The 17738-nt window shown below is 67.7% G+C and carries 14 protein-coding genes and 1 pseudogene; 1 reads left to right on the forward strand and 14 read right to left on the reverse strand.

Going from position 1 to position 17738, the window contains the following annotated elements:
- Positions 1-75: 75 nt before the first annotated feature.
- The 3 genes from B9S58_RS21475 to proB form a co-directional block, all read right to left on the reverse strand.
- On the reverse strand, positions 76-1359 hold the full coding sequence (locus tag B9S58_RS21475; RefSeq protein ID WP_103533728.1) for a glutamate-5-semialdehyde dehydrogenase: 1284 nt from the start codon (positions 1357-1359) through the stop codon (positions 76-78).
- A 97-nt stretch (positions 1360-1456) separates the two neighbouring features.
- Positions 1457-1948 (reverse strand): hypothetical protein, encoded by a 492-nt coding sequence (locus tag B9S58_RS21480; RefSeq protein WP_103533729.1) that lies wholly within the window; start codon positions 1946-1948, stop codon positions 1457-1459.
- 128 nt (positions 1949-2076) lie between these two features.
- On the reverse strand, positions 2077-3195 hold the full coding sequence (gene proB / locus B9S58_RS21485; protein WP_103533730.1) for a glutamate 5-kinase: 1119 nt from the start codon (positions 3193-3195) through the stop codon (positions 2077-2079).
- A gap of 296 nt (positions 3196-3491) precedes the next feature.
- Here proB and B9S58_RS21490 point away from each other — a divergent pair, with 296 nt between their 5' ends.
- Positions 3492-4907: a polysaccharide pyruvyl transferase family protein gene (locus B9S58_RS21490; protein WP_258044826.1), complete on the forward strand. Its 1416-nt coding sequence runs from the start codon at positions 3492-3494 to the stop codon at positions 4905-4907.
- A gap of 68 nt (positions 4908-4975) precedes the next feature.
- Here the strand turns inward: B9S58_RS21490 and B9S58_RS21495 are convergent, their stop codons facing one another.
- From B9S58_RS21495 to B9S58_RS21545, 11 genes and pseudogenes are all read right to left on the reverse strand, one after another.
- Positions 4976-6217 carry a glycosyltransferase family 2 protein gene (locus B9S58_RS21495; RefSeq protein ID WP_103533732.1) on the reverse strand — a complete coding sequence of 414 codons (1242 nt, stop codon included), beginning with the start codon at positions 6215-6217 and terminating at the stop codon, positions 4976-4978.
- A 115-nt stretch (positions 6218-6332) separates the two neighbouring features.
- A complete protein-coding gene (locus tag B9S58_RS21500) occupies positions 6333-8477 on the reverse strand; it encodes a hypothetical protein (RefSeq protein WP_258044827.1) in 2145 nt (714 codons plus the stop codon).
- A 225-nt stretch (positions 8478-8702) separates the two neighbouring features.
- Positions 8703-10202 (reverse strand): bifunctional cytidylyltransferase/SDR family oxidoreductase, encoded by a 1500-nt coding sequence (locus tag B9S58_RS21505; protein WP_103533734.1) that lies wholly within the window; start codon positions 10200-10202, stop codon positions 8703-8705.
- A gap of 303 nt (positions 10203-10505) precedes the next feature.
- The gene (obgE, locus tag B9S58_RS21510) at positions 10506-11945 is read right to left on the reverse strand and encodes a GTPase ObgE (RefSeq protein ID WP_103533735.1); all 1440 of its coding nucleotides are present in this window, start codon (positions 11943-11945) and stop codon (positions 10506-10508) included.
- 144 nt (positions 11946-12089) lie between these two features.
- The gene (gene rpmA, locus B9S58_RS21515; RefSeq protein ID WP_026291105.1) at positions 12090-12347 is read right to left on the reverse strand and encodes a 50S ribosomal protein L27; all 258 of its coding nucleotides are present in this window, start codon (positions 12345-12347) and stop codon (positions 12090-12092) included.
- 14 nt (positions 12348-12361) lie between these two features.
- Positions 12362-12682 carry a 50S ribosomal protein L21 gene (gene rplU / locus B9S58_RS21520; RefSeq protein ID WP_003969204.1) on the reverse strand — a complete coding sequence of 107 codons (321 nt, stop codon included), beginning with the start codon at positions 12680-12682 and terminating at the stop codon, positions 12362-12364.
- A gap of 680 nt (positions 12683-13362) precedes the next feature.
- Complete coding sequence (locus B9S58_RS21525) at positions 13363-13584, reverse strand: IS3 family transposase (protein WP_103533736.1); 222 nt, start codon at positions 13582-13584, stop codon at positions 13363-13365.
- A gap of 263 nt (positions 13585-13847) precedes the next feature.
- Positions 13848-14879 (reverse strand): annotated as a pseudogene (locus B9S58_RS21530) (ISAs1 family transposase); the annotation flags it as partial.
- Between the two features lie 243 nt (positions 14880-15122).
- Positions 15123-15368 carry a hypothetical protein gene (locus B9S58_RS21535; RefSeq protein ID WP_103533738.1) on the reverse strand — a complete coding sequence of 82 codons (246 nt, stop codon included), beginning with the start codon at positions 15366-15368 and terminating at the stop codon, positions 15123-15125.
- A gap of 517 nt (positions 15369-15885) precedes the next feature.
- The gene (locus tag B9S58_RS21540; protein WP_103533739.1) at positions 15886-16644 is read right to left on the reverse strand and encodes a polymorphic toxin-type HINT domain-containing protein; all 759 of its coding nucleotides are present in this window, start codon (positions 16642-16644) and stop codon (positions 15886-15888) included.
- 66 nt (positions 16645-16710) lie between these two features.
- A partial coding sequence (locus tag B9S58_RS21545; protein ID WP_103532483.1) for an IS630 family transposase occupies positions 16711-17738 on the reverse strand: 1028 nt, incomplete at its 5' end.

Below are 17738 nucleotides of genomic sequence, written 5' to 3' on the forward strand. Positions count from 1 at the left end.
ACGGGAAGGCGAACATGCGGTCGGCCCCTTCTGGGCGGGAGGGGCCGACCGGACGGGCCGAGGCGGATCCAGGCCCTAGCGGATGTGCCCGTCCCCCGTGACGATGTACTTCGTCGAGGTCAGCTCGGGCAGGCCCATCGGACCGCGGGCGTGCAGCTTCTGCGTGGAGATGCCGATCTCGGCGCCGAAGCCGAACTGCCCGCCGTCCGTGAAACGCGTGGAGGCGTTCACGGCGACCGTGGCCGAATCGACCCATTGGGTGAACCGGCGGGCGGCGGCCTGCGAAGTGGTGACGATCGCCTCGGTGTGGCCGGAGGACCAGAGCCGGATGTGGGCGACCGCCGCGTCCAGGGAGTCGACGACCGCCGCGGCGATGTCGTAGGAGAGGTACTCGGTCTCCCAGTCCTCCGTCGTCGCCGGGACCACCGTGGCCTTGGTGGACTCGGCGTGGGCGAGCACCCGCTCGTCGCCGTGGACGGTGACCCCGGCCTCGGCCAGCGCGTCCAGGGCGAGCGGCAGGAAGGCGTCCGCCACGTCCTTGTGGACGAGCAGGGTCTCGGCCGCGTTGCAGACGCTGGGCCGCTGGGCCTTGGAGTTGATCAGGATGTCGACCGCCATGGCCAGGTCCGTCTGCGCGTCGACGTAGACGTGGCAGTTGCCGGTGCCCGTCTCGATGACGGGGACGGTCGACTCCTCGACGACCGTGCGGATCAGCGAGGCGCCGCCACGCGGGATGAGGACGTCGACCAGGCCGCGGGCCCGCATCAGTTCCGTCACGGAGTCACGGCTCTCGCCCGGGACGAGCTGTACCGCGTCGGCCGGCAGTCCGGAGCCGCCGACCGCGTCGCGCAGGACCCGGACGAGGGCGGTGTTGGAGGCGTAGGCGGAGGAGGAGCCTCGTAGCAGGACCGCGTTGCCGGACTTCAGGCAGAGGGCGGCGGCGTCGACGGTGACGTTGGGCCGGGCCTCGTAGATGATGCCGACCACGCCGAGCGGGACCCGCACCTGGCGGAGGTCGATGCCGTTGGGCAGGGTCGAGCCGCGCACCACTTCGCCGACCGGGTCGGGCAGGGCCGCGATGTCCCGTACGTCGGCGGCGATGGCGCGGATGCGTTCCGGGGTGAGGGTGAGGCGGTCGATGACGCCTTCGCTCGTCCCGGCCTCGCGGGCGCGCTCGACGTCCTCCGCGTTGGCCTCGACGATCTCGCTCGTGCGCACTTCGAGGGCGTCGGCGATGGCCAGCAGCGCGTCGTCCTTGGCCGCGCGCGGAAGTGGCGCGATGTCGGCGGCGGCGGCACGGGCCCGGTAGGCGGTCTGCGCGACCGGGGAAAGGTTGTCGTAGGGCGAGAGCGTGGTCATGCCCGCAGAGTAATGCGCGCTCTGCGGGCATCCGTCACGTATCCCGTGATGCGAGACGGCCGACCCGAGGGGCGGACGCCCGCGGATCACCCCGGGGTCAGTAGGGGTGCACGCCCACGGGGGCCGCGGGCGGCGGTCCGTAACCCTCGGCGATCCGCAGGTGGTAGGTCTCGCGGTCGATGACTTCGAGGCCGACGATCTCCCAGGGCGGGAGCCGGGCGCTGGAACGGTGCTCGCCCCACAGCCGCAGCGCGACCGCGGCCGCGTCGTGCAGATCGCGGGCCTCCTCCCAGTAGCGGATCTCCGCGTGGTCGTTGGCGTAGCGGCTGGTCAGCAGGAAGGGATGGTCGTGGGCGAGCTGTTCCAGGCCGCGTCTGACCTCGCTCAGCGGCGTCTCGGCGCCCGAGACGCTGAGGGTGATGTGCCAGAGCTTCGACTGCGGGGGCTCCTCCTTCGCCGTCGTGACCGGCTTCCGTTCGACGGTGTCCATCGGGAGTGGATTCCGGTCAAAACCCACCCCCGCTCCGACACTCGTCAGGGCGCGGTTGGCCGTGCCTCGGGGCGGCGCCCCCGGGCGCGCTCGTCTCACCGGCGGCCTCCTGTGATGTGTTGCTGTGCGGTACCCCTGTTCCCCCACTACAAAGTGGACCAGTCCACAGCCGGGCGTGGGGTGGTTTTGGTAAAGGTCCCTGCCGGAGAGTGGGACTTTCAGCCGATTCAGGGGATGAGGCGCGGCGCGAGGAGGACCAGATCGTCCCTGTGTACGACCTCGCGCTCGTAGGCGGGCCCCAGTTCGCGGGCCAGATCCCGGGTGGAGCGGCCGAGCAGCTGGGGGATCTCCTTCGCGTCGAAGTTGACGAGGCCGCGGGCGATCGGGGTGCCGTGCGGATCGCGCAGTTCGACGGGGTCGCCTGCACTGAACTCGCCCTCGACGGCGGAGATTCCGGCGGGCAGCAGCGAGGTGCGCCGCTCCACCACGGCCCGTACGGCGCCGTCGTCGAGAGTGAGCGCGCCCTGCGGGGTGGAGGCGTGTGCCAGCCACAGGAGCCGGTCGGCGGAGCGGCGGCCGGTGCGGTGGAAGTACGTGCCGGTGTCGCGGCCCGCCAGGGCGTCGGCGACCCGGCTGGCGGAGGTGAGGACGACGGGGACGCCGGCGGCGGTGGCGATGCGGGCGGCCTCGACCTTGGTGACCATGCCGCCGGTGCCCACGCCCGACTTCCCGGCGCTGCCGATGGTGACGCCCGCCAGGTCCTCGGGACCGGTGACCTCGGCGACGCGGGAGGCGCCGGGGGTGCCGGGCGGTCCGTCGTAGAGGCCGTCGACGTCGGAGAGCAGGACGAGCAGGTCGGCGTGGACGAGGTGGGCGACGAGGGCGGCGAGCCGGTCGTTGTCGCCGAAGCGGATCTCGTCGGTGGCGACGGTGTCGTTCTCGTTGACGACGGGGACGGCGCCCATCTCCAGGAGCTTGTCCAGGGTGCTGTAGGCGTTGCGGTAGTGGCCGCGGCGGCTGGTGTCGTCGGCGGTGAGGAGCACTTGGCCGACGCGGACGCCGTAGCGCGCGAACGAGGCGGTGTAGCGGGCCACGAGGAGACCCTGGCCGACACTGGCGGCGGCCTGCTGGCGGGCCAGGTCCTTGGGCCTGCGCACGAGGCCGAGCGGGGCGAGTCCGGCGGCGATGGCTCCGCTGGAGACGAGGACGACCTCGCGTTCGCCGCCGTCCCTGACCTTGGCCAGGGCGTCGACGAGGGCGTCGACGCGGTCGGCGTCGAGGCCGCCGGAGGCCGTGGTGAGCGAGGAGGACCCGACCTTGACGACGACCCTGCGGGCGCCGGTCACCCCGGGCCTGGGCCCCGCGCCGTCACCGTCCAAACGCGTGCGGAGTACGCCTGCGGATTCACTTGCCCCTGACACGTACGCCCGTCCTCATCACGTCGCCCTGATCGGGCGCCCACCATACGCGAGGCGGCCCGGCAGTCGGCGGTTCGTCTCATCGTCCGCGGCCACGGCCGCGGACGATGTCCGGCACCCCGCCCTGCGAGACGCCCAGGCCGTCACGACCCCGTTCCCGGCGGGCCGAGGGACGAGCCGTTCACGAAATCCTCGGCTGTGGTTCATCAAGCTACGCTTTACGTGTGACTGATGAACCAACCCGAAAAAGGCGCATACTACTCAGGTCGGGCAAAAGCCCCTTCGAAGTGAACTCCCTCGAACAGTCCCTCCATAAAGACGTCTTCGCGACGAATGCCGGAAACCTGATCTTCAGCGACGCGTCGCACAAGATCCTCACGACCCCGCGGGTGGAAGTGGTCTCCAACGGGATCAGGACGATCCCGTCCGAGGCCGAGCGCATCAATGAGGAGTACGACGCCTTCGTCGTGCCCCTGGCCAACGCCTTTCGTCCCACGTTCGAGCGGTCGTTGACGCGGCTGACGCAGCTGATCGAGAAGCTGCGGATCCCCGTCGTCGTCCTGGGGGTCGGGGCCCAAGCCAATCTGGCGTACGACACGACGCGGCTGAAGCCGATGGAGTCGACGGTCAAGCGATTCGTCACCGCGGTCCTGGACCGCAGCACCTCCATCGGCGTGCGGGGCGAATGCACGGAGGCGTATCTCAAGGGCCTGGGGTTCCGGGACGTCGAGGTCATCGGTTGCCCCTCCATGTTCATGCACGGTGAGACGTTCACCGTCGAGAAGGGCGTGGAGTCGCTCACCCCTGAGTCCCTCATCTCGGTGAACGGAGCACACAGCGCCGTTCGCTCGTACGGGCTCGACGCCATCATCCGGCAGGCCCATCAGCGTTATCCGAACCTCAGGTTCGTCGGGCAGAACCTTCTTGAGGCGGAGCTGCTGCACTGGCGCAGAACTTCGAACGCCGCGGGCACCCAGACCTCGATGCCGACGCACCCGTCGCACCCGATGTACCGCGAGGGCAAGGTCCGGCTCTACGTCGACCCGGCCACGTGGATCAGCGAGCTGGGCGAATTCGACTTCTCCTTCGGCTCTCGCATCCACGGAAACATCGCGGCGTTGCTGGCCGGTGTCCCGAGCACGGTCCTCTGCAGCGATTCCCGAACGCTGGAGCTGTGCCGGTATTTCGGAATCCCGCACCGCAAGATCTCCGAGGTCTCCAAGAACATCGATCCCGCCGAGCTCTACGAGGCGGCCGACTTCGGTGAGCTGGTGAACGGACACAAGGAACGCTTCCTCCGCTTCACTGGGTTCATGGAAAACAACGGCCTGGAGAACACTTTCACGCACGGCGACTCCGGCGCCGCGTTCGAGGCGCAGCTGGCCGAACTCACGCTCCCGCCCGCCATCCGTCCATGGACCGACAGCGACCCGGAGACGCTGAGCGGCCGCTTCGGCTGGCTGCAGAGCCAGATGGAGGACCTGTCCGCACAAAACGCCCGGCTTCGCAAGCAGCTCGCCAAGAAGACCACCTCGGTCACGGTGCAGACGAGTCATGGAACCGCAGTCCGGCCGTCGGCCTACCGACGGACCCTTCGTGTGGTGGGACGCCCGGTCAGAAAGCTACTGCGCCCTGAGTAACAGGAAGGACCGAAGCGCCCCAGCCATCGGCCCGGGGCAAGTCCACCGTGATGTAAGGGCCGCCCAGGTCAGCGCCGGTGTGCACGTCGCGGGGAGTGCAGAGCGGACCGCGCGCTTCTGCGCGCCTTGCGAGCCAGCCGTCGCACGAAGGTCGCGGTGGACTGACGCGCCGGCACCGTGACGTTCCGGCCACCGATCCGTTCGGTGACAGTCAGCTCGTATGCCGAGTCCGGCAGTCCGCTCCGCTCACCGAAGTACGGGTAGGCGAGGTAGAGGCGCCCCCGAACGCCGTTGCGGACTGCCTTGGGCACCTTCTCTTCCTTCAGGAACTGCAGGATGCCCAGCAGGAGATCGAGTCGGCCCTTGGCCACACAGATCAGCCGAAGCCTCTCCTGGACCTTGAAGCGGCGGGCCAGCCGCGGTGTCCAATAAGTCTCCATGAGCGGGGCCGCCAACTCCATCTTCCTCCTCCGCACCGCCTCGCTCTGCCGCAGCAGTGAATGGCCGAACTGCGGCAGCAGGGTGATGGCGAAGGGCCGGACCATCAGGTCGTCCCGCCGCGGTCCCGGCGGGACGTGGGCTGCGATGAGCTTCATGAGGGCCCTGGCCGAATCGAAACGCAACACATAGCTGCCGCTCTTCGTGACGTGCTTGCCGTCGTCCCGGCCCACCAAGTAGTAGCAGGTGTAGTCGGCAACAACGGAGACGCCGTTGCCGCGCAGATACGCCTCCATGGTGAACAGGGCGTCCTCACCCGTCTTCAGCGTCTCGTCGAAGCTCATGCCGAGTCGTACGAGGAGGTCGCACCGGAAAAGTTTCTGCGCGCTCAGCGTGTATTTGATGTTGGAGGCATACAGATCGGCGTGCTCGGCCGTCTCCTTCCACATCGACTTCGGTGCACCGCGATTGACGCCGACGACCTTCCCGAGGACCACGTCCGTCCCCGCCCGGTCGCCCATGGCGACCATCCGCTCCAGAGCCTCCTCGCCGAAGTAGTCGTCGGCGTCGAGAAAGAAGACGTACCGACCGCGGGCGAGCTTCAGGCCGGCGTTCCGCGGGCCGCTGGGGCCTCCGGAATTGGGCTGCCGGACGACGCGCATAGGAACTGCCGTCCGCGCGGCGAACTCCTCCAGGTATTCACCCGTGCCGTCGGTGGAACCGTCGTCGATCGCGACGATCTCCAGGCGTCCGGCCCCGATCGTCTGCGCCTCCACGGACTCCAGACAGCGGATCAGGTAAGGCATCGCTTCGTATGCCCCAATGATCACACTGACATCAGGTTCGTGGCCCGTCCTGGCCATATCGGTCATGCGCACCTGTCAATTGATCACGAACATAAGAAGGATGCTCGACTCCGTACTCTCCGCGCATCAGCACGTCAGAGCGATCCCTACCTCTTCTACCCGAAGTGAGACGTACGGATCGTCATCGAGGTTCCATCTTGTTCTCGACTGGTTCGACCGGGTGTACCCGTCCACGCATCGCCGAGGCGCCCTCGGCGGCCCCGGCCTCCGCCTTGGCCTCGGGAGCGTCCGGGTCCGCCGTGGCGTCGGCGGCGGCGACCGCCTGCGGATCGCCAGTCCCGACGCCGCTGGTGGCGGCCTCCACGTCCGGCACCGCCACGGCCTGCTCGCCGAGCCGCTGGGCCACGCCCAGGTTGCGGGCCTCGGCCCTGGCGGCCAGCGCCCGCACGGCGGAATTGAACTGCTCCATGGAGGTCGGCTCGTCCGGCCCCAGCAGGTAGGTCTTCAGCTCGCGACGAGCCTCCGCCAGCGTGTCCGCCGCCGGGTCGGCCACCGCGGCCAGCAGCGCGTCGAGCTCCTCGGCCGCATTGGACAGGACGACCGCGGCGCGCACCGCCGTGTTCTGCCGCTTGAACTCCTCGGCTCCGAGCGCGGCGGAGTCGGTGACCGCGTACGGCTTGCCGCTCGCGATGAAGTCGGAGACCACGCTGGAAATGTCCGAAACCATGGCGTCGGACTCGTTGAAGCAGTCGTACAGCTTGGGCCGCGCACCGGTCACCGTACGGTGCTCCCACCAGCCGAAGGAACGCCAGTAGGCGTCGTTCCACTCGGCCCGCAGCCGGGCGGCCTCCGCCTCGCGGGCGCGGTCGGCGAGCGAGAGCCGCGACTCCTCCGCCTCGTCGCCGCCCGCATGGCCGGTGGCCGCCAGCTGCGCGAGCCGCGTCTCGATCCGAGTCAGCTCCGCCTTGGCGGCGCTCTGCCCGGCGGCGGCCGCCGATGCCTCCTTCACCCAACGGGGCTCCGCGGCGCGCTCGGCGGTGGCCTTCTCCAGCATCGCCCGGATCCGGGTGTTCACGGCCTTGGCCTTGCCGCTGCGGATGCCGGTGAAGGGGTGCGGCTTGTAGATGATCCGGACCGGGTCGGCGGCGTTCAGCAGCCGCCGCACGATGTTCTCGCCCGCCAGAAGCAGGGAGGTGTTACCCGGGTTGTCGTCCCAGCCCTCCCAGGTGGGCGCGTACAGCACGGTCGGGATGGGGTTCTTCACCGCGCCCGTCCAGCTCTCGATGGGCTCCAGCTGCGGACGGCCGACCTCGACGATGTCCTGGTCGAGGACGCCCACGTCGGCCAGCGCGTAGCGGTCGCGGCCGGCCCGGCCCGCGGTCCAGACCTCGTCGTAGACCTTCGAGTACGGGTTGACGCTGGCGAGCTTGTCGCTGTCGCCGTGGCCGATGAAGACGTGCTTCATCGTCGGGACCCGCAGGATGTGGATGTTCTTGCCGACGTTGGCGGGATACAGACAGACCCGGACGGTCGAGAGGTCCAGGTTCATCAGGTGGGTGCTGGCCGGGACGCAGATGACCGGGACAGAGGTCTCGGACAACTGGGGGACGAGACCGCGCTCCCGCATGATGATCAGCGGCCGGCCCTCGACTCGGGCCATGGTCTCCAGCCACATGTTGCCCTGGTAGGCGGACTCGTTGGAGCCGGAGAAGTAGAGCACCACGGTCGGCTGGTACTCGCGCAGCCAGTTGTCGACGGCCTTGAGCACGGTGGGGACCGGAGGCGCCAGCCGGCCGCGGCGCACATACGGGACGATCGCCCCGAGGTAGAGCAGCGCCAGCAGCAGCGTCAGGCCGATACCCGCGTAGCCGAAGACGTCCTCACCGGTCTCGGCGGCGATCAGGATGCCCATCACGGCCGGGATGTCGAGGTGCAGCATCTTCTCGGCGGAGCGCTGCAGCAGCGCCCCGGGCGGGGCGTCGGGGATACGGACCGCGTGCAGGTCCACGTTGCGGGTGACGACCGGCATGGTGCGGCGGAGCCGGATCAGGGTCGTCAGGGCGCCGTGCGGTGCCTGGAGCCCGTAGAAGAGAAGGAAGCAGGCCACCGCCGAGTAGAACAGCGGTGACTCGGCGAGATCCAGACGAGCCAGCAGCAGGATGACCATCAGCTGCCGCAGCAGGAAGCGAATGGACAGCCCGGCGCGCACCTTGCCCAGGCGGTTGACCAGATAGCTGCCCCGCTGGTGCAGATACCAGTCGGCGGCGTACGTGACAGCGGCGGCCGCCGCGAAGAACCAGATGTGGGGAATGAGCGCGGCCAGCATGACGCAGGGATATCCCAGCCCCATCAACAACGCTGCCGCCAGTTCCGACCTGCTGCCCACACGGGCCAGGCGAATGGCTGTCGAGATCACGAAGAACCTGCTCCAGGGGGTGCCGGTTGATTCACGTATTGGCGGAAATGTGCGGGTGCGGCTTCACGCATTCGGGCCTCTGCTGTCGCACAAAGCGACAACAGAGGCCCGGAAAAGCACATTTGTCAAGAATTATTACACATCTGCTTGACGGTCCAGCACCGAGGCCAGGGCCTGCTCGAAGCCGGAGGACTCGGCCGCCCCCGCCGTCGGGTCCTGCTGCCGTACGTCGATGACGTGACCGGTCAGCGCGGAGAGCAGGACGTCCAGCGAGGTGCGCGCCACGGCCTCCGAGGAGAGCAGCGAGCCCTCGGGCTCCTGGCCGAACGCCTTGGTCCGCATCGGGGTCGCGGTGCGCTCCGGGTTCACGCAGTTGACCCGGATGCCCTCGCCCGCCCACTCGTCGGCGAGCGCCTGGGTGAGGTTGACCATGGCGGCCTTGGTGGAGGAGTAGAGGCTGTACTCGGCGCGGCCCCGGGTGTAGCTGCTGGAGGTGTAGAGCAGCAACTGGCCCTGGGTCTCGGCGAGGTACTTGTACGAGGCGCGGGCGATCTGGACGGGCGCCAGGTAGTTGACGTTGAGCGCTTCCTGGATCGTCGTGGTGTCGGTCTCGGCCAGCTTGCCGATCCGCAGCACGCCCGCGGTGTTGATGACGTAGTCGACACGACCGGTCTCGCCGTACGCCTTGGAGAGCGCGTCGTCCACGTGCTCCGGGTTCTCGACGTGCGTACCGGTGGTGGAGCGGCCCAGCGCGTAGACGTTCGCGCCGTAGGCCTCGGCCAGGGACGCGATGTCGGCGCCGATGCCGTACGAGCCGCCGAAGACGACGAGGGTCTTACCGGTGAGGAGCTCCTGGTAGGCGGCCTCGTCGGCCTGGCGCGGGGCGGCGGTGGAGGCCAGCTGGAAGAGCTTGTCGGTGATGAAGACGTCGACCGGCTGGGTCACCTTCATGTTGTACTCGTCGCCCGCGACCACGTAGATCGGCACGTCGGGGAGGTACTTGAGGACCACTGAACAGTCGTCGGTGGCCTGGAAGTTGGGGTCCCCCGCCGCGACCTCGTACGCCCTGCGGATGGTGGAGAGCTTGAAGCCCTGCGGCGTCTGTCCGCGGCGCAGCCGGGAGCGGTCGGGCACCTCGGTGATGAACTCGCCGTCCTCACCGTGCGTGCGGGTCACGATGATCGTGTCCGCGGACGGGATGGCGACGTCGACGGCCTGGTAGCGGTCCAGCGCGTCGACACAGTCCGCGATCACGCGCTGTGACAACAGGGGGCGCACCGCGTCATGGAAGAGGACGTTGCGGTCCTCGCCGTCGGCGAGGCCCTCGCCGAGGGCCGCGATGGCACGCTCGGTGGTCTCGTTGCGGGTGTTGCCGCCCTCGATGATCCGGGTGACCTTGGTCAGTCCGGCCTTCGCGACGATCCTCTCGACGTCGGGCACGAAACCGGGCGCCATCAGCACGATGACGTCGTCGATGCCCTCGGCGTTCTCGAAGATGGTCAGCGTGTGCTCGATGACGGCCTTGCCGGCGATCTTCAGCAGCTGCTTGGGGATCGACAGGCCCACGCGCTGGCCGGTCCCACCGGCGAGCACGACCGCTGTGGTCCGGGGCTTGGCTTCATGCGGCACAGACACAGACGACCTACCTTGCTATGACGGGGGAACAGTGTGATGGTCGCACTCTCCGTGACCGTCTCGCAAGGTGGACGTCGTCCGCCGATCGCCCTGCGGAAACCCGCAGTTCACCCTCTGGCCAGGGAGGTTGGGCGCCTCGGGACGGTCGCCCGGGGTGACCGTCCCCACAGATGTGTTGCTCAATCCGCACATCCGCGGCACGTGCACCCGGCGTGACCGGCGTAAACCGCCGGTGCCCGGGCCCGAATCTACCGGACGGCCCGCCTCCGGAGAAACGGGCCGTCGGCTGCCTTCCGTGCAGGCCTAGAAGGGGTCGAACTCGTCGTACTGCTTCTCCGCGTCGTCGCGCTCGGAGTCACGGTCCCGGCGGCGCTGCGTGGCGGGGCGCGGCTCCTCCAGGCGGTGGTCCTCGCCTCGGCGGCCGAGCATCTCGGCGCCGGCGGTCACGGTCGGCTCCCAGTCGAAGACGACCGCGTTCTCCTCGGGGCCGATCGCGACGCCGTCGCCTGCCCGGGCGCCCGCCTTCATGAGGGAGGCCTCGACGCCGAGGCGGTTGAGCCGGTCGGCGAGGTAGCCGACGGCCTCGTCGTTGTTGAAGTCGGTCTGGCGCACCCAGCGCTCCGGCTTCTCGCCGCGCACCCGGTAGATGCCCTCGTCGTCCAGGGTGACGGTGAAGCCCGCGTCGTCGACGGCCTTGGGGCGGATGACGATGCGGGTCGCCTCCTCCTTCGGCTTGGCGGCGCGCGCCTCGGCGATGATCCCGGCGAGCGCGTAGGAGAGCTCGTTGAGGCCCTTGTGCGCGATCGCGGAAACCTCGAAGACGCGGTATCCGCGGGCCTCCAGGTCGGGGCGGATCATGTCGGCGAGGTCCTGGCCGTCCGGGATGTCGATCTTGTTGAGGGCGACGATGCGGGGCCGGTTCTCCAGGCCGCCGCCGTACAGCCGCAGCTCCTCCTCGATCATGTCGAGGTCGGAGACGGGGTCGCGGTCGGACTCCAGGGTGGCGGTGTCCAGGACGTGCACGAGCACCGAGCACCGCTCGACGTGCCGCAGGAACTCCAGGCCGAGGCCCTTGCCCTGGCTGGCGCCGGGGATGAGCCCGGGGACGTCCGCGATGGTGTAGACGGTCGAGCCGGCGGTGACGACGCCGAGGTTCGGCACGAGGGTGGTGAACGGGTAGTCCGCGATCTTCGGCTTGGCCGCGGAGAGCACCGAGATCAGCGAGGACTTGCCCGCGCTCGGGTAACCCACGAGGGCCACGTCGGCGACGGTCTTGAGCTCCAGGACGATGTCCCGGCTCTCCCCCGGCTCGCCGAGCAGCGCGAAGCCCGGAGCCTTGCGGCGGGCCGAGGCCAGCGCCGCGTTGCCGAGGCCACCGCGGCCGCCCTGACCGGCCACGAAGGTGGTGCCCTGGCCGACGAGGTCGGCGAGCACGTTCCCGGCCTTGTCGAGCACCACGGTGCCGTCCGGCACGGGCAGGACCATGTCCTGGCCGTCCTTGCCGGAGCGGTTGTCGCCGGCGCCGGGCTGGCCGTTGGTGGCCTTGCGGTGGGGGCTGTGGTGGTAGTCCAGCAGCGTGGTCACGGACTGCTCGACGACGAGGATCACATCGCCGCCGCGTCCGCCGTTGCCCCCGTCGGGGCCTCCCAGCGGCTTGAACTTCTCACGGTGGACGGAGGCGCAGCCGTGGCCTCCGTTACCCGCGGCGGCATGCAGCTCGACGCGGTCCACGAAGGTGGTCATGGTTGGTGCCTCCAGGTACAGCAGGAAAATACGGGATTGTCTCTGTCGTAACACGCCGAGGGCGGACCCGCTTCCCCGTTCGCCGGGAAAGCTGAGATCCGCCCTCGGAAGGTGCTGTGTGCCGTTCTGCGCGCGTCGGGAAACTCAGACGGCGAGCGGAACGATGTTCACGACCTTGCGGCCACGGTGCGTACCGAACTCCACCGCACCGGCGGCCAGCGCGAACAGCGTGTCGTCGCCGCCACGGCCGACGCCCGTGCCCGGGTGGAAGTGGGTGCCACGCTGGCGGACCAGGATCTCACCGGCGTTGACGGCCTGACCGCCGAAGCGCTTCACGCCGAGCCGCTGAGCATTGGAATCGCGCCCGTTCCGAGTGGACGATGCGCCCTTCTTGTGTGCCATGTGTTCTCAGTCCCTTACTTCGCAGCCGCGGGGATACCGGTGACCTTGATCGCCGTGTACTGCTGGCGGTGACCCTGGCGACGGCGGTAGCCGGTCTTGTTCTTGTAGCGAAGGATGTCGATCTTCGCGCCCTTGTGGTGGTCCACGATCTCGGCCGTGACCTTGATGCCGTCCAGCACCCACGGGTCGCTGGTGACCGCGTCACCGTCGACAACGAGCAGGGTCGAGAGCTCGACCGTGTCGCCAACCTTGGCAGTGGAAATCTTGTCAACCTCAACGATGTCGCCGACAGCTACCTTGTGCTGGCGACCACCGCTGCGCACGATGGCGTACACGCGGATCTCTCTCTCGCTCGGAACGGATCCCCTGATGCCAGCCGCTCGCACGGGCCGGGGCCCGGGACGATCCGGAAGGATGAGCGGCCTCTCCTGGCGGACGGCGCGAACACCGACCGTTACCGGGAGGGATGTGCTCAGGGGTAGGCGCGTTAAGGAAACACACCGAGGGTCAAGCCTACGGGGCGGGGGTGTGGGGGTCAAACCGGGGCGAGGCCGTAGGCACCCGCCCCACGCGGAGTCCGCATCGAGCACCACCCGTGCCTCCCGCACCCCTTTCCCGGCTCCACTGTTCGTCCTGTGCCTGGTCGGAGGCTGCTGCTACTTCCTCGCCGGCGTCGACGACCTCGACTGAGGCTTCGGCTGCGCCAGGCACCCTCGCCCAACCTGGCCACGATCATCGTGCGCACCGCGATCGGCCCAGCTCGCCCCGCGCTCCGTGTTCGTCAACGACATCGCGGCAGAGCGTGCCCCGTACCCGATCCCGGCTTCACTGGGCAAACCGGCAGTAGACCCGTTGACCGGAATCTTCCCGGCCCCATCGCCTGCATCATCCCGCGCCCACCCCCGACGCACGTCTGCCTTCACGACCCCGGCCAGGCCGTGAAGGCAGACGTCACGCCGCGCCTTGAATTCAGTTCACCAATGAGGTTCCCCCGGTGTGCGGGGGGGGGTGCTGATCAGCTGGTCAGAGCGGGTTGATGGGTGTTCAGGTTTGATTGTTCGGCCGTCGCCCGGTTGTCGTAGTGCTTCTCCTCGAACTCGATGGGGCTGAGGTAGCCGAGCCGTTTCTGGATTCGGCGGCTGTTGTAGAAACCGTCGACGTACTCGAAGAGCGCCAGGTTCGCCTCGGCCCTCGTGGCGAAGATACGGCCGCGGACGCATTCAGTCTTGATCAGCATCCACAAGTTCTCGGCGAGAGCGTTGTCGTACGAAATCCCCGACCGAGCCCATGGAAGCCTCAATCCCAGGGCTTCGGCGTAGTCGCGTGACGTCCGGTTTGTGATCACGTGAGGCCGAGGAGTGCGAGGGGGCGGCGGGGGTCGCGGGCGTTGTGGCGGAGGCCGGCCGCGATGTTCTTCGATCCGGCCGCCCGGAGAGCTCCGACGGCGAGGTTGCGCCTGGTGGCCATCGCGCGGGGTGCGTTGCCGGTCCGCAGTTGCGAGGCGTCCTCGGCGAAGGTGGTGTCGCGGACGTGGTGCAGGGCCTCGATCGTCCAGTGGTCCCGGACGAGTCGGGCGAGCTGGGCCGGGGTGGCCTGCTCGGCGGTGAGACTGGTGACGGCGTAGACGGTCTTGACGGTGGTCTTTCCAGTCTTGCGGTGGGTGCGGCGGCGCTTGATCTGGACGGCCTGGCGGGCTCCGGGGAAGAGGAGGTTGTTCACGGTGGCGACCTTGATGCGGCGGATCTCCGAGCGTCCGTGACCGGCGTTCTTGGTGCGGCCCTGGAGCGGGATGTCCTTCCAGGGAAGGGATCTGAGCTGTCGGCGGAGCTTCTTCTGGTTGCCCTTGGCGATCACGATGTAGTGGGCACCACGGCCCATGAGGTAGTCGGCGTGCTCGTGCTGGGTGTGCATGGCGTCGCTGGTGACCACGGTGCCGGCCAGGTCGGCGACGGTGTCCAGCAGCGGCTGGAAGCAGGTGATCTCGTTGGTCTTCCCGCCGACGTCCAGCTGGGCAGGAACCAGGCCGGTGGCGTGCTCCAGTGCGGCGAGCAGATGGATCTTGCGGTCCTTTGCCTTGGCCGCGCCTCGAAGACTCTTGCCGTCCACGGCCAGGCCGCGCAGCCCGGCGGCCCCGGCCGTCTTGGGTCGGCGGTCCGCGAGCCAGCCCCCGACCGCCCGGTCCAGGGCGTCGCCGTCGAGGCGGGCCAGGAGCCTTCGGACCGTGGTCTCGGCGGGCAGAACCCGCCTGGGCAGAAGCGGATCGGGGTGAGCACCGACCTGTTCGAGCACGTGCGCTGGGGCGTCGGCGATCCACTCACCGACCGCCAGCAACGAGGTCGCTCCGGCGAGCACCGCGCACGCGGTCAGTGCGAGCACGACGGCCAGGCGGTGGCGCACCCCACGTGGATCACGCGGGTCGGGCACCTCCGCCAGTCGCTCCAGCAGGCCCAGAACCTCCTCGGGTCCGACCCGCGAACTCTCACGCAGTTGGTCAAGGGCAGGCGGGATCAGCGATGATGCGTCGGCAGGCACGGTCTTCCACTCGGATCACGGGGCGTAGAGAACTCCATGATCTTGGAAGCCGTGCCTGTCACGTTCTGCGGACGCCGATGGGAGCAGATCGCCACGAACAGGGCGTCACGCGACTACGCCGAAGCCCTACCCGCTTGCCCACTCGCCACTCGGTCGAAACGGTCAGATTCGGAATGCTATGCCGAGAATGTCGACTACCGCGCCGCGCGACACGATCTCCACAGTTTGATGGCTACCAAATCCTTACCACCCCATATTTCTAGCGACTTCTTCTTGCGCTGCGGAGATCTCCTCCTGCGTGGATTCGGCCACGTCCACCTCTTCCAATCGCGCAAGCAGATCGGCGAGGGCCTGCTTTTGAGCCGGATGCGTGACCGGAACAGTATTGAGGTCGGTGCTCATCAACCAGTCAAAGAGCACGACAGCATCAGACCGCCACAGACTCAGATCAGTATTCGGTGTAGATCCCCACGGGAAGCTCTTCTCCATTAACGCATTGTATCAAACAGGTAGTCCTGTAAGTGCAGGGGATCGCTAAGCTGCGTGCGAAACGTTGGACGGCGAGGCTTCGCGCTTGCAGGGTTTCGACGGGTTGTCCGAGCACGTTTTCGCACCTGATTCCTCTATTAGTTTGCGTTGAACCCGAGGCACACACATGTAGAAGGCCGCGCCCGCCCCGGCCTCAAATTCCCGCGTCGGTTATGTCGAGAACCAGTGTGAAGCTTCATCGCGTCAACGACGTTCTCGGTGGGACTCTGGAGATCACTTTTTGACAGTACGCCGACCGCCGAAAGGGCGGCTCGCCGCGAGAGACCGCCGGCGAGCCGCTTGGGCTGAGACTGCTACATCCGTGCTACTGGTGGAAGACTACGCCCGAAACAGCCAGGAGCGGACGGCGAGTCTATGTTTCTGACATCTGCAGTCGAGCTGCGATTCTCGGCAACCAGATTGCGGGTGGTTTCTGGCTGGTGGCGATCTTTACCGGAGAAGGGGTCTTCGTTGATGGTCATGAGATCGGCACGTGCCAGTAGTCGCTAAACTTATCGATAGTCTTCCCTGTGTGAGGGTTGATGAACTGGCCGACTTCGTTCGCGTAAGTAATGTACCCGTTAGGGTACTGATACTTTCCGGAAGTGACCGGATCCATTACGCGTACGAACTTGACCGATTTATGGAATCCGTTGGCCACCGCCTCGGAGGCCTTGATGTCGAAGAACCAGCCCTTTTTACTGTCTGCCTGCGCAATGGCTTTGCGCCCCTTTGGGAGCCAGAGCTTCTCGCCTTGGGGACCGACGACGTCGCCGATGAGGCATCGGCTGTTGTGGACCAGGACGGGGGTCTTTCCCGCGAGTACGTAGTAGGAGTGCAGGTCCTCGACTGTGAGGTTGTACGTGCGGGCGTGCTGGTAGAAGAACCGGGTGGCACGGACGGTGGCGGTGCCGCCCTCGTCCGTGCGCAAGGTCATACCGGCCTCGATTTCGGCCGCCTCGACCCACTTGTTTTCTGACACGGCCCAGAACGGGTGCTCTTCGGTAGCTGTCACCTTTTCCTCGCCGTGTGGCGTGGCGAGGGTGAGTTCGCTGAAGTACTTGTCGCCCCCGGTGACGATCAGGTCCGTGACTCGGCGCGGTCCGGTTGCCCCGTTGGCCGGGTCGGTGGCGAGCACCTGGTCGTTGATCTGGACGGACTCGATGTTCTTCGTCGACCGGTCGGCCATGAGGACCTTGGTGCTGGCGAGGAAGCATTGCGTGCACTTCTGGACCATGCGTGCGGCTCTACTGCTGTCGATAGCACCCTCGACACCCTCTAGTGTCTCGTGATCCTGATCGTGTCAGTTTGAGTTGTTATTAACGAGTTTCTTCATGTTGGTCTGGACGACGCGGACCTTCGCGAGGATCTCTTCGGCGGACGCGGTCCAGGTGAAGGGATTCGCGTCCTCGTTCCAGGAGTTGATGTAGTCGCGGATCTGCTTGACCAGGACGTTGACGCTGGAGAACGTGCCCCGGCGAATGGACTGCCGAGTCAGGATCCCGAACCAGATCTCGATCTGGTTCAACCATGAGGAACCGATGGGAGTGAAGTGGAAGCGGATGTGGGGGTTCTTCTCCAGCCATGCCTTCACCTCCGGCGTGGTGTGCGTGGACAGGTTGTCCAGGACGACATGGATCTCCTTGCCGGCGTGCGGCTTGGTCGCCTTCTTCAGGAAGGCGAGGAAGCTTGCCCCGTTCCGGCTCGGCCTGCACTCGCCGGTCACCTCACCGGTATGGACATTGAGGGCGGCGAACAGATTGGTGGTGCCGTGCCGTACGTAGTCGTGGGTGCGCTTCTCGCCCGCGCCGAAGGTGACCGGCAGTACCGGCTGGGTTCGGTCCAGCGCCTGTATCTGCGTCTTCTCGTCAATGGACAGCACCACCGCGCCGCCGGGCGGGGCCAGGTACAGGCCGACGACATCGGCGACCTTGTCCGCGAATGCGGGGTCCTTCGAGATCTTGAAGGTGCCGTTCCGGTGCGGCTTGAGGTTCTCCTCCCGCCAGATGCGGGCGACGTAGTGCCAGGACACCGAGATGCCCTCGCGCCGCTTCATGTGATTGACCAGCGTCCGCGTGGACCAGTGGGACAGCCCCGATTCCGTCGGCGGGGTTGTCTTCGTCAATGCGATCACCCGGGCCCGAGTGGTCGCGGGGACCTGATCGCGTCCGCCGCCGGGTTTCCGGGAAGCCAGTTGGGCAATCCCGCCCACGAGGTAACGGGCCTTGGCGCGGTCCACCGTATTCGGTGCGACTCCTGCGAGTTCGGCGATGTCCTTGCGTCGCCGCCCCTCGGCCGTCCACAGCACCAGGCGGGCCCGCAGAGCGGCAT

The organism is Streptomyces sp. SM11, assembly GCF_002910905.1.
GTDB lineage: Bacteria > Actinomycetota > Actinomycetes > Streptomycetales > Streptomycetaceae > Streptomyces.

What these genes read in the sequence shown, in the direction of transcription:
- B9S58_RS21535 (WP_103533738.1), bottom strand. Translation starts at nt 15,368, where the DNA reads ATGGAGAAGAGCTTCCCGTGGGGATCTACACCGAATACTGATCTGAGT.
- B9S58_RS21500 (WP_258044827.1), bottom strand. Translation starts at nt 8,477, where the DNA reads ATGCTGGCCGCGCTCATTCCCCACATCTGGTTCTTCGCGGCGGCCGCC.
- rpmA (WP_026291105.1), bottom strand. Translation starts at nt 12,347, where the DNA reads ATGGCACACAAGAAGGGCGCATCGTCCACTCGGAACGGGCGCGATTCC.
- B9S58_RS21540 (WP_103533739.1), bottom strand. Translation starts at nt 16,644, where the DNA reads ATGGTCCAGAAGTGCACGCAATGCTTCCTCGCCAGCACCAAGGTCCTC.
- B9S58_RS21475 (WP_103533728.1), bottom strand. Translation starts at nt 1,359, where the DNA reads ATGACCACGCTCTCGCCCTACGACAACCTTTCCCCGGTCGCGCAGACC.
- obgE (WP_103533735.1), bottom strand. Translation starts at nt 11,945, where the DNA reads ATGACCACCTTCGTGGACCGCGTCGAGCTGCATGCCGCCGCGGGTAAC.
- B9S58_RS21525 (WP_103533736.1), bottom strand. Translation starts at nt 13,584, where the DNA reads ATGCTGATCAAGACTGAATGCGTCCGCGGCCGTATCTTCGCCACGAGG.
- B9S58_RS21495 (WP_103533732.1), bottom strand. Translation starts at nt 6,217, where the DNA reads ATGACCGATATGGCCAGGACGGGCCACGAACCTGATGTCAGTGTGATC.